Source organism: Rhodococcus sp. 05-2254-5 (assembly GCF_002258575.1).
In the GTDB taxonomy this organism is placed as follows: Bacteria; Actinomycetota; Actinomycetes; order Mycobacteriales; family Mycobacteriaceae; genus Rhodococcoides; species Rhodococcoides fascians.
In genome coordinates this window covers 45,693-59,566 of sequence record NZ_NOZG01000014.1, presented here as the reverse complement: position 1 = coordinate 59,566, position 13,874 = coordinate 45,693, and the positions used below count along the sequence as shown (strand labels likewise).

19 protein-coding genes are annotated in these 13,874 nt (G+C 63.7%); 11 read left to right on the top strand and 8 right to left on the bottom strand.

The window, feature by feature from the left end; all coding sequences use genetic code 11:
- The first annotated feature begins 62 nt into the window (after positions 1–62).
- Entirely contained in the window at positions 63–665 is a 603-nt protein-coding gene (lppU, locus tag CH278_RS10435; protein ID WP_032370001.1) for an LppU family putative lipoprotein, read from the top strand.
- Here lppU and CH278_RS10430 read toward each other — a convergent pair.
- Genes CH278_RS10430 through CH278_RS10420 form a run of 3 tightly spaced genes read right to left on the bottom strand, consistent with a single transcriptional unit; the run spans position 662 to position 2,908 of the window.
- Positions 662–1,423, bottom strand: a complete 762-nt coding sequence (locus CH278_RS10430; RefSeq protein WP_179274425.1) for a class I SAM-dependent methyltransferase — start codon at positions 1,421–1,423, stop codon at positions 662–664. The genes lppU and CH278_RS10430 overlap by 4 nt on opposite strands.
- Before the next feature lie 27 nt (positions 1,424–1,450).
- Positions 1,451–1,900, bottom strand: a complete 450-nt coding sequence (locus CH278_RS10425) for an SRPBCC family protein (protein WP_032370002.1) — start codon at positions 1,898–1,900, stop codon at positions 1,451–1,453.
- Positions 1,901–1,954: 54 nt separating this feature from the next.
- On the bottom strand, positions 1,955–2,908 hold the full coding sequence (locus CH278_RS10420) for a D-2-hydroxyacid dehydrogenase (protein WP_094621850.1): 954 nt from the start codon (positions 2,906–2,908) through the stop codon (positions 1,955–1,957).
- A gap of 29 nt (positions 2,909–2,937) precedes the next feature.
- Here CH278_RS10420 and CH278_RS10415 point away from each other — a divergent pair, with 29 nt between their 5' ends.
- Both CH278_RS10415 and CH278_RS10410 read left to right on the top strand, forming a co-directional pair.
- Positions 2,938–3,444, top strand: coding sequence for a GNAT family N-acetyltransferase (locus tag CH278_RS10415; RefSeq protein ID WP_094621849.1), 507 nt, complete (start codon positions 2,938–2,940; stop codon positions 3,442–3,444).
- 10 nt (positions 3,445–3,454) lie between these two features.
- The gene (locus CH278_RS10410; protein ID WP_094621848.1) at positions 3,455–4,015 is read left to right on the top strand and encodes a sugar O-acetyltransferase; all 561 of its coding nucleotides are present in this window, start codon (positions 3,455–3,457) and stop codon (positions 4,013–4,015) included.
- Here the strand turns inward: CH278_RS10410 and CH278_RS10405 are convergent.
- Positions 4,007–5,590 carry an ABC transporter permease gene (locus CH278_RS10405; RefSeq protein ID WP_094621847.1) on the bottom strand — a complete coding sequence of 528 codons (1,584 nt, stop codon included), beginning with the start codon at positions 5,588–5,590 and terminating at the stop codon, positions 4,007–4,009. The genes CH278_RS10410 and CH278_RS10405 overlap by 9 nt on opposite strands.
- Positions 5,587–6,351, bottom strand: a complete 765-nt coding sequence (locus tag CH278_RS10400; RefSeq protein ID WP_032373463.1) for an ABC transporter ATP-binding protein — start codon at positions 6,349–6,351, stop codon at positions 5,587–5,589. Before CH278_RS10400 ends, CH278_RS10405 begins: the two co-directional genes overlap by 4 nt.
- Before the next feature lie 71 nt (positions 6,352–6,422).
- Here CH278_RS10400 and CH278_RS10395 point away from each other — a divergent pair, with 71 nt between their 5' ends.
- On the top strand, positions 6,423–7,226 hold the full coding sequence (locus CH278_RS10395; protein WP_094621846.1) for an SDR family oxidoreductase: 804 nt from the start codon (positions 6,423–6,425) through the stop codon (positions 7,224–7,226).
- A 32-nt stretch (positions 7,227–7,258) separates the two neighbouring features.
- Positions 7,259–8,824 carry a Na+/H+ antiporter gene (locus tag CH278_RS10390; protein ID WP_045841719.1) on the top strand — a complete coding sequence of 522 codons (1,566 nt, stop codon included), beginning with the start codon at positions 7,259–7,261 and terminating at the stop codon, positions 8,822–8,824.
- Here CH278_RS10390 and CH278_RS10385 read toward each other — a convergent pair.
- Positions 8,821–9,603: a pirin family protein gene (locus CH278_RS10385; RefSeq protein WP_057474549.1), complete on the bottom strand. Its 783-nt coding sequence runs from the start codon at positions 9,601–9,603 to the stop codon at positions 8,821–8,823. The genes CH278_RS10390 and CH278_RS10385 overlap by 4 nt on opposite strands.
- 34 nt (positions 9,604–9,637) lie before the next feature.
- Positions 9,638–10,162 (bottom strand): VOC family protein, encoded by a 525-nt coding sequence (locus CH278_RS10380; RefSeq protein ID WP_027495111.1) that lies wholly within the window; start codon positions 10,160–10,162, stop codon positions 9,638–9,640.
- An 85-nt stretch (positions 10,163–10,247) separates the two neighbouring features.
- Here CH278_RS10380 and CH278_RS10375 point away from each other — a divergent pair, with 85 nt between their 5' ends.
- Together CH278_RS10375 and CH278_RS10370 are read left to right on the top strand one after the other, a co-directional pair.
- Positions 10,248–10,700 carry a MarR family winged helix-turn-helix transcriptional regulator gene (locus CH278_RS10375; protein ID WP_027495110.1) on the top strand — a complete coding sequence of 151 codons (453 nt, stop codon included), beginning with the start codon at positions 10,248–10,250 and terminating at the stop codon, positions 10,698–10,700.
- Entirely contained in the window at positions 10,697–11,419 is a 723-nt protein-coding gene (locus tag CH278_RS10370) for a pirin family protein (protein ID WP_048318903.1), read from the top strand. Before CH278_RS10375 ends, CH278_RS10370 begins: the two co-directional genes overlap by 4 nt.
- Positions 11,420–11,435: 16 nt before the next feature.
- Here the strand turns inward: CH278_RS10370 and CH278_RS10365 are convergent, their stop codons facing one another.
- Positions 11,436–11,870, bottom strand: coding sequence for a MarR family winged helix-turn-helix transcriptional regulator (locus CH278_RS10365; RefSeq protein WP_027495108.1), 435 nt, complete (start codon positions 11,868–11,870; stop codon positions 11,436–11,438).
- Positions 11,871–11,932: 62 nt separating this feature from the next.
- Here CH278_RS10365 and CH278_RS10360 point away from each other — a divergent pair, with 62 nt between their 5' ends.
- The 4 genes from CH278_RS10360 to CH278_RS10345 all read left to right on the top strand — a co-directional run bounded on the left by CH278_RS10360 (position 11,933) and on the right by CH278_RS10345 (position 13,868).
- The gene (locus CH278_RS10360) at positions 11,933–12,304 is read left to right on the top strand and encodes a VOC family protein (protein WP_032367695.1); all 372 of its coding nucleotides are present in this window, start codon (positions 11,933–11,935) and stop codon (positions 12,302–12,304) included.
- Positions 12,305–12,322: 18 nt separating this feature from the next.
- Positions 12,323–12,997, top strand: coding sequence for a DUF1109 domain-containing protein (locus CH278_RS10355; RefSeq protein WP_256991847.1), 675 nt, complete (start codon positions 12,323–12,325; stop codon positions 12,995–12,997).
- Positions 12,998–13,059: 62 nt separating this feature from the next.
- Positions 13,060–13,647, top strand: coding sequence for an ArsR/SmtB family transcription factor (locus tag CH278_RS10350; protein ID WP_256991848.1), 588 nt, complete (start codon positions 13,060–13,062; stop codon positions 13,645–13,647).
- An 8-nt stretch (positions 13,648–13,655) separates the two neighbouring features.
- Positions 13,656–13,868 carry a hypothetical protein gene (locus CH278_RS10345; RefSeq protein WP_094621844.1) on the top strand — a complete coding sequence of 71 codons (213 nt, stop codon included), beginning with the start codon at positions 13,656–13,658 and terminating at the stop codon, positions 13,866–13,868.
- The last annotated feature ends 6 nt before the right edge of the window (positions 13,869–13,874 follow it).

Below are 13,874 nucleotides of genomic sequence, written 5' to 3'. Positions count from 1 at the left end.
CCGCGGGGCTGCCGACGAAGGAATGCTCCTTCGCCTGGACGAGTCCAAAAGGTCATGCCACGATGCACGCACTATCTCGAGGCCTTCTCGCCGCGGGTGCAGCCCTCACGCTGATGCTCGCCGCGGGCTGTTCGTCGTCCGACGCCGGCACTGCCGTTGCCGCAGACACCACTGCCTCCAGCAGCTCCGCAGCCCCCACCACCACCACCGACAACGTGTCCGGCCAGGAAGGCATCGACGCCGGTGGCTCCACCGACATCGACGTCGAGATCGGCCAGTGCGTCAAGCTCGGTGGCACGATGACGGCCGCCGAAATCGACAACGCCGAATGCGGCAGCATGGAGTCCAACTACAAGGTCATCGCCAAAGCCGCAGAGAACGAGCAGTGCCCCACCGACGTCAATCAGACGTACTACGAGACTCTGAACGGTGTCGAGCAGGGCGCACTGTGCCTCGACGTCGACTGGGTGATCGACGGCTGCATGAGCGTGCCGAGTACCGGAATGGACGAGCCCGCCCGCGTCGATTGCGCAGACCCCAGCGCGACGAGCGTCGAGAAGGTCACCGAGATCAAGACCGGTACCGCGGACCCCAACGACTGCCCCGAAGGCGGATTCGCCTACGAAGCACGGCAATTCGTCGTCTGCACCACGACGGTGGCCTAGCCTCGAGTCGCCGTCATCATCTGTGTGACGTACTGATAATCGAGGTGGCCGTGGCTGTCGATAGCCGCATGAACCGCTCGGAGCACTTCCTGCCGACGTGTGTCGGTGAGAATCAGGTGACTCGAGTACGTCGCGGCCATGGCGCAGAATTCGTCCGCGGAGTAACGCTGAACCCACTCGTACGTCGACGTGGACCAGGGGCCGAAGCCGGCCGCGCGGGGTACCGCGGTCTCGGATTGCACGCCGAGGGAGTGCGCCAACAGCGGTGCGGCTTCCGGCTCGGTGGCGATGTACGCAGCCCGTACCGACTCCCACACCGGTCCGTCGAGCTGACCGGGCATGTTCCACCACAACCGAAGTGATCCCCCGGGGACCAATGCACGAGCCGCCACCGCGGCTCCTCGATCGGGGTCCACCCAGTGCCACGCCTGAGCGGCCACAACGACGTCGAACAATGACGGCGCACCGACGAAGTCCTCGAACCGGGAGACCTGAACATCGACGTCCATGTTCTCGGTGCGGCGTCGGATCACCTCGGCCATACCCGAATCCGGCTCGACCGCAACCACCGAAGCGCCGCGTTCGGCCAACGCGACGGTGGCTTTTCCGGTGCCGGCTCCCGCTTCCAACACGCGGGTCGCACCGCCGGCAAGAACATCCGTGTACAGCGCCGCCGGGTATCCAGGGCGAGCCCGGTCGTACTCCTCGGCGACTCTGCCGAAGGTCAATCCGCGGGGTCGCTTCGGCTCGTCCGTCACGTTAGCCAGAGTACCGATTATCCGGGACTACCGATGTTCGGCCGCTTCCAGCTGCGATCGGAGAGTGGACTCGGTGTGCCGAATCGCCTGCCCGACGACGGGCTCCACGACGGCCCCGAGAACTTTACCGGCGATGCCCCCGGGCAGGCTGTAACGGAAGATGACATCGAGGCGGGTCCGGCCCTCATCCAGGTCCGTGAAAGACCAGGTCGAGGAGTTGGACAGGCCTTCGACCGATTCGAGCGTGAGTCGCTCGTTCTCGACCCATTCGGTGACGCGGACGATCGAATTCAACGATTTGGGGCCGATCTGCATGGTTGCGTCGTATGTCGCCCCGAGACCGGAGGTGGTCTCACTCCTCGGCTCGAACCGCGTGATCCCGAACATCCACCGCGGGACGTTTCGATAGTCGTCGAGGTAGGCGAAAGCCGCATCGCGGGGTGTCGACGCGACCGCCGAGTGGTTTATCTCACGCATTCCACCGACACTAATACACGCGACGGCGTGTTACACATAGATTGACGTCGGCTTCTACCGGCGGACGTAGCCCGCCTGCTTGTCCACCACATTGACCAGGGACTCGTTCCGCCGGTACCTATCGAGATTGTCCTCGAACAGCGTCCACAGCCGATCGGCGAAGTCGTCGGCGTCACCGGCCAGATGCGCCGTCAGAATCACGTTGTCGAGCTCCCACAGCGGACTCGACGCCGGGAGTGGCTCGACCTCGAAGACATCCAACACAGCCCATCCGATCGCCCCGGAATTCAACGCCTCGCACAAGGCCTGTTCGTCGACAACGGGCCCACGGGCGATGTTGACCAGCCCCGCGTCGTGACGCATCGCCCCGAGGACCTCTGCATTCACGAGCCCGCGGGTCTTCTCGGTCAGCGGCGCGGACAGCACCACCACGTCGTATTCACCTGCGTAGGACGGTAACTCGTACACCGAAAGAATTCTCTCGAACTCCGCATCTCCCGGCCGCTCGGATGTGCCGGCCGCGTCGACACGCATGCCGAGTGCCCCGAGAACGCGACCGATGGCGCGGCCGATCGAACCCGGACCGACGACCAGCACCCTCCGATTGTGGATTCCACTGGTGAGGCGATGTTCCCAGACCCGTTCACGTTGTCGCCGAAGCGCTTCGGGCAGCTTCTTCATCGACGCCAGAACGCCTGCAGCGACGTATTCGGCGATCGCACGATCGAGAATGCCGCCGGAGTTGGTCAGCACCCACGGACTGTCCCGCAGCACCGGATCCAGCACCCGATCGACCCCGGCGCTCGACACATGAATCCAGCGAAGCTTGTCGGCGTGCGGCCACACATCCTGCAGGTCGACTGCCTCGAACGTGCGAAACAGTAGAACCTCCGCCCACGACACCGCATCGACGAGTTCGGGGATCGTGCAGCTCCGGAAGTGGACTCCGCCGATCGACGGGAAGGCCTTACGGTCCGAATCACTTTCGACCACAAGCACGTTCACCATAGGACTCGTCACCTCCGTACGATGGCAGGGTGCTCACCGTAGAACTCGCGTCTGCCGCCGACGCAGCAACGATACTCGACCTCCGGCACGCCGCCGAGGACTGGTTGGCCGCCCGGCGAATCGCTCAGTGGGCACCGCGCGAGGTACCGCTGTCGACTGTTGCGGCCCAGATCGAGGCAGGGCAGTTCCACATCGCCCGACGCCACCCCGGTGGCCCGATTGTCGGAGCCCTACGACTGATCTGGGCCGATCCTGCCATCTGGCCGGAGCCGGACGAAGACGCAGGCTATGTGCACGGATTGGTGATCGACAGAAGCGAAGCCGGTACGGGACTGGGGACGTCGTTGCTCGAGTGGGCGTCGCAGCGGACCCGACAGGAAGGGCGAGGGCTGCTACGGCTGGACTGCGCCGAGACCAACACCGATCTACGCAACTACTACGTTCGGCAGGGTTTCCAGCACGTCGGCCGTCGCGACTTCGACGGTGGCAGTTCGTGGTTCAGCGTGGCGCTGTTCGAGAAGCCGACCGCTCGATAGTGTCGGGTCCATGAGCGAGAATCGGGACCGGATGTTGCGCGGCGAACTCTATCGAGACAGTGATCCCGACCTGGTGGCCTCGCGTGTGTCGTGTGGAAAGCTGCTCGACAGATTCAACGCAACCGAGGCAGACCAGGACGCAGAAAGACGTGAACTGCTCGGCGAGCTACTCGGTTCCATCGGATCAGACTCGTGGATCATGCCGCGCTTCCAATGCGACTACGGCACATACATTTCCATCGGGTCCAACAGCTTTCTGAACTACGACGCCATTCTTTTGGACTGCGCGCCCATCACCATCGGGAACGACGTCTCGATCGGTCCACGTGCGCAACTACTGACTGCGCTGCATCCCATGGAAGACCATGACGCTCGTCGATCTCGTTGGGAGAGCGCCCTTCCCATCACCATCGGAGACAATGTCTGGCTGGGCGGAGGCGTCATCGTCTGTCCCGGAGTCACGATCGGAGAGAACTCGGTGATCGGAGCCGGAAGTGTCGTCACCCGCGACGTACCGCCGCATACGTTCGCTGCAGGCAACCCGTGTCGGGCGATCCGCGCACTACCGTGAGATCACCGAGTTCAGGATTCTGTCGGAGTCACGAACCAGCGTGCCGACTGCCATTCGCGCGCCCCACCACATCCCTAGCCAGCCGATCGCTACGGCCACCGGGATCGACAGATACGTCCACGCTCCCGGAAGGAGCAGTGCGAGAACCAGTGCGGGCACGACCGACACGGCCAGGACCACTATCCCGAGGATGAGGAATACGAATGCTTTTCCGGTGAACGACCCTCGGGTGTTCATCGAGAACGACTTCGTAGCTTCGGGCACCGGGTAGGCACCGCGTACGGAGTTCGCGGCGGTCAGACCGGCGCTGACTCCGAGCATCGAGATCGTCACGGCAACAGGGATCTCCCATCGGTCGAGCCCGAGATCACCGAACACTCGAACCACCACGACCGGCACGATCGCGAAGGGGGTCGCGACCAGCAACCAGGCGATCTGCCGACCACGGATGTCGTCGGGGAGAGCCTGCGGAATCATCACCAGGTGCCACATCGAACCACCGTCGAGACCGTACGAATTCGATCCCGCACCCATCGCCATGAAGATCGCGATCCACGCACCCCAGGCTGCGCTGAACGGAATCGAGTCGGTCACCAGCGGGCCGATGCCGGCCAGCACCGCGAAAATCAGCACCGACAGCAGCTGACTCCGACGACGCATGTCACCGCGCCACAGAGACAGCTCTCGCGTCACTACCGCGCCGACGCGCGTTGCCCGCCACCCTGTTGCACCGTCGCGGCCCTTCTCTGCGGTCTGCTTACGGGTCGATCCCGACGACGTCGAGACTCGCCCCTCGAAGTGGCGTAGAACCAGTCGCTGCCAGGCCCACACCAGTGTGACGTCCAGCAGCAGCAATCCCACCACCGCTCCGATCGCCAACAGCCAATTGCCCTCCAGCACAGCATCGACGCCGGTGATACCCCAGCCGAAGGGAATCGAATGGGCCAGTGTGAGCGGCCACGTCACCTCACCCGACAGCACACGATCGAGATTCTGCGTGATGGGGAACTGCAGGAAGTACAGGCCTCCGAAGACAGCGCCGAACGCCAGCAACGCGAACTCGCGGCTGCGGCGACTCTTGAGTAGTTGCGACATGGCCAGTGTCACCACCCGTGACAGCGTCACGAAGAACACCACCGTCGCGGGCCAGGCCACCAGCGCCAGAGGCACTGCGGCAATCGACCGCGACAGAGCGTAGATCGGAATGGATGCCGTCGCGACGATCGTCAGCGGAACCACCATGCCGATCACCGACGTGGTCAGCAGCGCACGGGCCAGTCGCGCAGGATCGACGGACAGCAATTGGAAGTGGCGGGGCTGGATGTTGTCGTCGGAGATACCCGACAGCACCGGGAAGAGCACCCAACTCAGGCCCGTCAGGGTCAGTCCGAGGCTTGCGGTGCCGCCCACCAATACCTGCGACGCGTCGGTTCGGGCCGCCATCACGCATGCGAGAACCGCGAGGGCCAGCCCCAGCAACCCGAACACGGTCTTGACCACTGCTTGTCCGCCCTTGAACTGCCTGCGGTAGAGCGTGATTCGCATCTGCAGGACGGTGCGACCGACCGACTTCACGAGCGCATCCAGGACAAGCCGTCCGGGTTCTGGTCTCGGGAGCCGACGAGGCGCACGAAGGCGTCGTCGAGGGTGCCACCGGCGCGGACGTCGTCGACCGTTCCCGCCGCCACGACTCGACCACCGGTGATGACACCGACGTGGGAGCACAGCCGTTCGACGAGGGCCATGACGTGACTGGACAGGATCACCGAGCCACCGGAGCGAACGAACTGAATCAGGATGTTGCGGATCGTCGTCGACGAGATGGGATCGACGGCTTCGAAGGGCTCGTCCAACACCAAGAGGCGAGGCCCGTGCAACAGCGCCGACGCCAGTCCGATCTTCTTGGTCATTCCGGCGGAATAGTCGGCGATGACGGTTCCGCCGGCATCGGCGAGACCCAACGCGTTCAGCAGCTCGTCGCGACGCTGCGCGATGACGTCCTCCGGCATCGCGCGCAGTCGACCGATATAGGTCAGTAGCTCGTGGCCGGTGAACTGGGAAGGCAATGTCAGTCCGTCGGGCAGCACGCCGAGCAGCTCCTTCGCCGCGATCGGATCGGCCCAGACGTCACGCCCGAAAACGAGGCTTCGGCCGTACTGCGGTCTGAGCAGCCCGACCGCCATGGACAGACATGTCGTCTTACCAGCACCGTTGGGGCCGACCAACCCGAACATCGACCCGGGCGGAACCATCAACGAGAGGTCGTCGACCGCAATCTTGGGGCCGAAGGCCATGCACATGTGCTCGAGTAGCAAAGCGGGAGGATTCGTTTGCATGGGTAACAGACTAGCCGGTATGGGCGGTTTCGTCATGCGCTACGAACCGACTGCACCGGTACCATCTGGGCATGAATCGCACCGCAGTGGTCACCGGAGCTTCGTCGGGCATCGGAAGGGCCGTCGCGTCGGCGCTGGTTGCCCGCGGCTACCGAGTTATCGGCACTTCTCGGAATCCGGATTCGATAACCTCCGATCAACGGGCAGCAGGCGTCGAGTATCGAGCTCTGGACCTGACCGACACCACGTCGATCGGCGCATTCGTTGCCGAGCTGGGCGCCGTCGACGTTCTGGTCAACAACGCGGGCGAGAGCCAGTCCGGGCCCTTCGAGGAACTGCCGACCGACGCCATCGAGCGATTGTTCCAATTGAACGTGTTCGGCGCAGTGACGCTGTCGCAGAACGTCATTCCCGGCATGCGTGAGCGCGGGTACGGCCGCATCGTCATGGTCGGGTCTATGCTGGCGAGCTTTCCGCTCGCCTACCGCTCCTCGTACGCGTCGACGAAAGCAGCCATCAAGGGCTTCTCCGACGCCGCGCGGCTGGAACTCTCTCCGTTCGGCGTGTGGATGACCACCGTGGAGCCGGGATCGATCAACACCGGAATCAGCGAACGACGCACCAAGTACATCGCCGCGGATTCGGTCCACCGAGACGACTTCCACACAGCGATCTCGTCACTGGATCGTAAGGAAGGAACCGGAATCTCCGCCGAGGACGTCGCCGAAGTAGTACTGAAGGCCATCGAGGCCGACAAGCCGAAACCCTTGTACGCCAGAGGAAGCAACGCACCGGTCGTGTTTCTGGCGCGACGGTTGCTGCCGGCGACATTCATGGAGAAGACGATCGCGAAGATGTTCGGGCTGAAGAGATAGTTTGAACCCCTGACCTGGTGGAATACAGCCGGGTGATAGAAACTCTGGGCCTGGTCCTGGCTGCTACGGGTCTGATCGTCGCCGCGCAGGTGATCTCGAAGAAGACGGCGCTGCCCGCGGCAGCGTTGTTGACCTTGGCCGGCCTGGCCGTCTCGGCGTCGGCGTTGCCCGACATCGTTCTCGACCCCGAAGTCGTGCTGACTCTGGTGATTCCGCCGCTGCTCTACAGCGCCGCGCTGAACTCCTCGTTGATCGCGATCCGCCGCAACGTGTGGACAATCCTGAGTCTGTCGGTCGCCCTCGTGGTGGCGACCGCTGCCCTCGTGGGTGTCGGCATGTGGTTGCTCGTTCCGGGCATCACCCTGGCCGCCGGTATGGCGCTCGGTGCCGCTGTTGCGCCGCCGGACCCGGTCGCCGCCCTTGCGGTTGGTCGTCGCGCCGGTATCCCACCGAAACTCGTCACCCTCATCGAAGGTGAGGGACTGCTGAACGACGCGACGGCGCTGACGATGCTGACCGTCGCGATCGCCGCAATATCCAGTCAGGACATGACCTTCGTCCACGCGGGTGGGTTGTTCGTGTTGGCTGCGGCCGGCGGAATCGTCGTCGGATTGGTCGTCGCCCTGCTGATTCGCCTCGTACAGCGCTACGTTCACGATTCACTGCTGCTCAACATCGTGTCGCTGGCGACGCCGTTCGTGGCGTACCTGGCGGCAGAGGAAGTTCACGCCTCGGGTGTTCTCGCCGTGGTCGTCGCGGCTCTGGTGATCGGGCACCACACCCGCCACGCCATCTCCGGGGCCAGCCGACTGCAGACCAGCGCTGTGTGGCGACTGATCGATCTGCTGCTCGAGGGCTTCGTTTTTCTGCTCATCGGTGAGCAGTTGCCCACCGTGGTCGGCGGCCTCTCGGCCTACTCGGGAACGACCATCGCTCTCGCGGTCACGGTCACTCTGGCCGGCGTGCTTCTACTGCGTCCGCTGTGGTTGCTCACGACCGGGCTGTCCCCACGCGAGGCGGTGGTGATGAGCTGGGCCGGCACCCGCGGCGTCATCACCGTCGCCGCGGTGTTCACGCTCCCTCTGACGATCGACTCGGGCGAGCCGTTCGAGAGCCGAGACCTGTTGCTGTTCTGCGCATTTCTCGTCGTGCTGGTGACGGTCCTTGGACAGGGCCTCACGTTCGCTCCACTGGTGCGCAAGCTGAACGTCGTCGCGGACCCCGCCGCTGAGGCGCGTCTGCGAAACGAAGCACGTGAGGGATCGGCCAAAGCTGCACTGTCACAGCTCGATCGCATCGCCGACGAAGAGAACCTCGACGACGAGGGCCGGGAGATCCTGCGGAGCGAGCTCGAGCATCGCATCGACCGGTACCACCGTCGACTCGATCATCTCGACGAGACGGACGTCGGCGACGCGGTCATCTCACCGGAACAGATTGCTGCGATGAGTACGCGCCGCCGAATCCTCGATGTGGAGCGAGAAGAGTTGCTCTGCTGGCGCGATGCCGGCCGGCTACCGGACAACAGCATGCGCAGCCTCGAACACGAACTCGACCACGAGGAGCATTCGTTCCGCCCACACCGAGAGACCGATTAACCGGCGATCGCGGCGTGCATCTCCCAGACGATCACTTCGGCACCGCTGGCAGTGCTCAGTTTCTGACCGCCGCCTCCGCTGACGCGCACGGCGTCGCCCTGCGCGAGGGGTCCGACTCCCTCGAGCATCGCCTCACCCTCGGCCACGAAGATGTGTACGAACGGTGCATCGGGAATCTCCACCGGAGCCTGCCCGGGCTGTAGGCGCGCCACGTGCATGGCGGCGTACTTGTTCTGGATGCGAATGGCGGCGTGATCGGCATGGTCGGGCATGCCGGATGCGACGGGAACCAGACCGCCGCTGAGCAATTCGTTGTCGATCTCGAGCTGTTCGTAGCCCGGGGTGATGCCCTGCTCGTCGGGCACGACCCACATCTGGACGAAGCGAACAGGATCGCCGTGCTTGCCCGAGTACGAGCCGGCAGTATCGCCGAGTCGCCACGAATCGTTCTTCTCGGAGTGCAGAATTCCGGTGCCCGCACTCATGCGCTGTGCGAGGCCGGGGTAGATGACTCCGGAGTGGCCCATCGAGTCCTGGTGCACCAGCGATCCCTGCAGAACCCAGGTGATGATCTCCATGTCGCGGTGCGGGTGGGTATCGAATCCCATTCCCGGGGTGACGATGTCGTCGTTGTTGACCATGAGGACGCCGTGGTGGGTGTTACTGCGATCGAAGTGGTTGCCGAACGAGAAGGAATGCTTGGAGTCCAGCCAGCCGATCTTGGTTTTGAATCGGTCGTCGGCGCGGCGGAGGTCGAGTGTGGTTGCTGCAGAGGTCATGTCATTGCCTCGAATCTCGAAAGTAGGTGTGTTCTCAGAGAACGTGCGAGCCGTACATTTCACCGAGCGGATCGGCGATCAGTTCGAGCCGTGCACCGTCGGGGTCGCGGAAGTAGAGCGAGACCTCGCTGTGCTCGATCAATTCGATTCCCGCGTCGATCAGCTTGGTGCGCAGGTGCTCCCAGCGGGTGGGCTCGACACTGATGGCCACGTGATGCAGACCGCCCAGCACCTCCGCGTACGGCCCGACGTCGAGTCCGGGGAAGTCGAAGAAGGCCAACAGGTTGCTGTTGCCGATGTCGAAGAAGAAGTGCGACGAACCCGGGTAGTCACGGTTCTCGATGAGCTCGGTCAGAGGGAACTCGAGCAGGTCTTGATAGAACCGCACGGTCGCCTCGACATCGCTGCTGACCAAAGCCGTGTGATGAAGTCCGCGGGCAGACGATGCCGGACGCTCACCTGCAGGCTTCATGTACTGCTGACGGATGCGGTCCCGCTGCTCGGCGTGCTCCTGCGCGCGGCGTGTCTCGTCTGCAGTCAGTTCGTTGGTTTCAGTCATCGCTTCGGCCTCCGGTCAGGTAGTTGCTTCGTCAACTACCGAGAACAGTACACCGGTTAGTTGCGTTGTCAACTAGCATGGGGGCATGGACTCACCACGGTGGCTCGGTGCCGACGAACAGCAGGCCTGGCGCGCATACCTCGATGCGACGCGGCTGCTGCTTCGCGACCTCGACAATCAACTCACACGCGACTCCGGGATCTCCTTCACCGACTTCGAGCTGCTGGTCGTACTGTCCGAGGCACCCGACCGTCGCCGACGAATGAGCGAACTCGCCGACGCCGTCACCACGACTCGTAGCGGCGTCACCAGAGCCATCAGCCGACTCGTCGACAACGGCTGGGTCACACGCGTCAAATGCGACGACGACAAGCGAGGAATGTCCGCCGAACTCACCGAAGCGGGCATGAACACCCTCGCCGCCGCCAGCCCGGGACACGTCGAGGCAGTACGAGAGAAAATGTTCGACCTGGTTGACCCCAACGATCTCGCGGCTCTGACCCGAACTTTCACGGCAATGAGGAATCACGCATCGTGACCGTGACTCACATACCCGGTGCGCAACGCCATCACTGGTGGAACGAGTGGCTCGATTCCAAGCAGTCATTTCCCGCCACCGGCAATTACGACCTCGCGGCCAATGCGCACGGGCTACTGATGGTGCACAACGAGGACACGGTGTTTCCCGGCGAAGGGTTCGACTCCCATCAGCACGAGAACATGGAGATCGTCACGTGGGTGTTGGAAGGGACGCTGAAACATACTGACTCCGAGGGCAATTCGGGGCTGATCTACCCCGGCCTCGTTCAACGCATGAGTGCCGGAACCGGAATCCGGCACACCGAGACCAATGCGTCGAGCCGGACCAGCCGCGAAAAGCTGCGCGTGGTGCAGATGTGGATCCCACCCGACACCGATGGAACCGACCCCTCGTACGAAGAGCTGGACGTACAGGACCAGCTGGCGAACGGCGAGCTGGTTCCGGTGGCGTCCGGCATGCCGGGCCGCGGCGGCGTTCGGATCGGCAACCGCTACGCGACGCTGCATGCCGCCCGACTCGCACCGGGGGAGTCCGTCACCGTCCCTGACGCGCCGTACGGTCACGTCTTCGTCGCCGACGGTTCCGCAGTGTTCGAGACCGTCGGAGACGTTGCCCAGGGTGACGCGGTCCGACTCACCGCCACCGGAGGTCACCGTGTGACAGCATCGACGGCGAGCGAGATCTTGATCTGGGAAATGCACGCCGGCTTCGCCTGACCGAGAACCACCGAGGTTACGACTGCTCGCGCCCGTCCAGAGCCTCAGCACACGTAACAAGGCTGCGGTGCAACACTTCTCGCTCACTTTTGGACAGCGACGCAATCATGGCATTTTCCACCGCGGCGACAGCGGCCGACGCTTGCCGCAGGCGCTCCCTGCCCAGGGTTGTCACGTACAGACGCTGGTCTCGACCTACCCCCTCGATCTCCACCAGGCCGCCGCGCGTGAGCCCGGCCAGCAGTTGATGGGTTGCCTGCCTGCTGACGAATACCGCGCGCGCGAGTTCGGCGTTGGACAGTCCCGGTTTGTGCGCGAGGAGTTCGAGGCTCGAGTACTGCGAGACGGTGATATCGAGATCGCGTAGGCACTCGTCCATCGCCGAACGCAGGGCGGACGTGGCCCGCTTGAGGGCGTAACCGATCGAGGTGTCGACATCCACTTGACTCATGTCAACATCTTGACATACATTCATGTCGTCAAGAACTTGACGAACTACCGAAAGGACACGACATGACCGTTGCAACCGTTTCCGGACCGAGCTTCCTCTCCCTCCAGGTACGTGACCTCGCCGTCAGTGCAGACTTCTACGAATCGCAGCTGGGCCTCGTCCGCGCACCCCAGGCACCACCCGGCGCAGTGGTGTTCACCACCTCACCGATACCGTTCGCCGTCCGAAACCCCGCTCCCGAAACGGATCTCGACAGTGGTCAGCCGGGACTCGGAGTTGCCCTCTGGCTGGTGTGCGACGACGCCGAAGCGCTCCACGAAAATCTCGTCGCCGCCGGTGTGACGATCGTGACCGCCCCCTTCGACGGCCCCTTCGGAAAGACCTTCGTCCTACGTGACCCCGACGGATACGCCGTCACCGTGCACAGCAGTTAGCCCCGAAGTCATCGACAAATGTGGGACCCAGAGCGCGGATGCCACCTCCGACGCGTAGGGAACACGACCATCATCGAGCGCCTGAAGAACCGCCTCATCGAGTCGGCGAACGCACCTCGAAAAGCTGCGAAACCGCCCGGGCCGATCTTGCTGGCGTTCACCACGATCGCCGCCGTCACGTGGGTGTGCGTGTCCAGAAACTGGCGGCCCTCGCCCTACGGACAGTTCGCCTGGTTCGATCCACTCCTCGCCGGAGCGTCATCGATCCTGGTGCTGCTGATCGTCGGGCTCATCTGGGCGATTCGCACCCTCCACGTCGTCGGCCAGGATCGACGATGGTCGTGGTGGATAGCGTTGGCCCCGATGGTGGTGGCCTTGGCAGCGGCTGTTCTGGTACTGCTGCCCCCGGACTCCATGCTGGACCATCGCGACGAATTCGAGGCCGCTGCGCGAGAACTGAGTGCACAGCCCCCGAGTAGCCGCGAACACATCGAGATCGGTCCGTTCGACATCAGCTCGGCACGCGCCACATCGGGTGGCGAGGTCTACTTCACCGACGACAGCGGCTTCTCGCTCATGAGCTCCGCCGGATGGGCCTACGCGCCAGGTGGGCCGCCCGCGGGATTCGACGACTTCACCGCTAGGCACCTGGACGGCCCCTGGTACGAATTCACGGCCATCTGGCGGGACTGACACCCGAACCGCATATCCGAAAGAACTATTGCGAAATATTTCTTTCGGGTTATGGTTGTTGCATGAGCCCACCACCTCCCGATAAGACGCCGCGCAAGCTGACAGACATGTCCGAGCTGAAAGCGCTGACACACCCCATCCGGTTACGTCTGCTCTATGCACTCCGCGCCAACAAGTCGATGACGGCAACTCAGCTCGGCGATCTGGTGGACGAGTCACCCGCCTCGGTGAGCTATCACCTGCGCAAACTCGCCGAGCACGGGTTCGTCAAAGAGGTAGAGAACGGCTCGGACAAGCGCCAACGTTGGTGGTCGGAGGCCAATGAGGAGGGCTTCAGCTGGTCCGAGAACGACTTCTCCGATTCGCCCGAGTCACTGTCGGTTGCCAAGGCGTCCAAGGACTCCTGGTTGGCGCACCAGTGGTCTCGGCTGCGCGATTTCGACCGGACTTCCGAGTCGTGGGGGCATGGGTGGGTATCGGCGGCGTTCAGCTCCGACGACGTCCTGCGGCTCACCGCCGAAGAGACGAAGAAGATGGGCACGGAGATGCGTGCCGTCATCGACAAATGGCGTCGACACGGCGAGAACGCGACCTCCGGGGAGCGTGAACACGTGATGGTGCTGATGCATGGATTCCCCACTACACCCTAGGAGTTGGCATGCACCCAATCGATCCCTACACGTACCTCTTCCTGGCCCGACAGGATCTCGACCAACGGATGCTCAGGGCCGAGCGGCGCAAACTCGCTGCTGCGCAGAAGCGCCTCCGCCGAGATGAACTCCGCGTTCAAAAGGCGTGGGACGAGTTGACCGCATCGCTCGCCGATGTCTCCCTGTCCGAGCGACGGGTCCTCGAGCTAGCTCGTCGGTGACGAAAG

Excerpts from the sequence above, each read along its gene's own strand:
- lppU (WP_032370001.1), top strand. The coding sequence starts at position 63 with ATGCACGCACTATCTCGAGGCCTTCTCGCCGCGGGTGCAGCCCTCACG.
- CH278_RS10425 (WP_032370002.1), bottom strand. The coding sequence starts at position 1,900 with ATGCGTGAGATAAACCACTCGGCGGTCGCGTCGACACCCCGCGATGCG.
- CH278_RS10420 (WP_094621850.1), bottom strand. The coding sequence starts at position 2,908 with ATGGTGAACGTGCTTGTGGTCGAAAGTGATTCGGACCGTAAGGCCTTC.
- CH278_RS10410 (WP_094621848.1), top strand. The coding sequence starts at position 3,455 with ATGAGCGAGAATCGGGACCGGATGTTGCGCGGCGAACTCTATCGAGAC.
- CH278_RS10400 (WP_032373463.1), bottom strand. The coding sequence starts at position 6,351 with ATGCAAACGAATCCTCCCGCTTTGCTACTCGAGCACATGTGCATGGCC.
- CH278_RS10395 (WP_094621846.1), top strand. The coding sequence starts at position 6,423 with ATGAATCGCACCGCAGTGGTCACCGGAGCTTCGTCGGGCATCGGAAGG.
- CH278_RS10385 (WP_057474549.1), bottom strand. The coding sequence starts at position 9,603 with ATGACCTCTGCAGCAACCACACTCGACCTCCGCCGCGCCGACGACCGA.
- CH278_RS10380 (WP_027495111.1), bottom strand. The coding sequence starts at position 10,162 with ATGACTGAAACCAACGAACTGACTGCAGACGAGACACGCCGCGCGCAG.
- CH278_RS10375 (WP_027495110.1), top strand. The coding sequence starts at position 10,248 with ATGGACTCACCACGGTGGCTCGGTGCCGACGAACAGCAGGCCTGGCGC.
- CH278_RS10365 (WP_027495108.1), bottom strand. The coding sequence starts at position 11,870 with ATGAGTCAAGTGGATGTCGACACCTCGATCGGTTACGCCCTCAAGCGG.
- CH278_RS10360 (WP_032367695.1), top strand. The coding sequence starts at position 11,933 with ATGACCGTTGCAACCGTTTCCGGACCGAGCTTCCTCTCCCTCCAGGTA.
- CH278_RS10355 (WP_256991847.1), top strand. The coding sequence starts at position 12,323 with ATGTGGGACCCAGAGCGCGGATGCCACCTCCGACGCGTAGGGAACACG.
- CH278_RS10350 (WP_256991848.1), top strand. The coding sequence starts at position 13,060 with ATGAGCCCACCACCTCCCGATAAGACGCCGCGCAAGCTGACAGACATG.
- CH278_RS10345 (WP_094621844.1), top strand. The coding sequence starts at position 13,656 with ATGCACCCAATCGATCCCTACACGTACCTCTTCCTGGCCCGACAGGAT.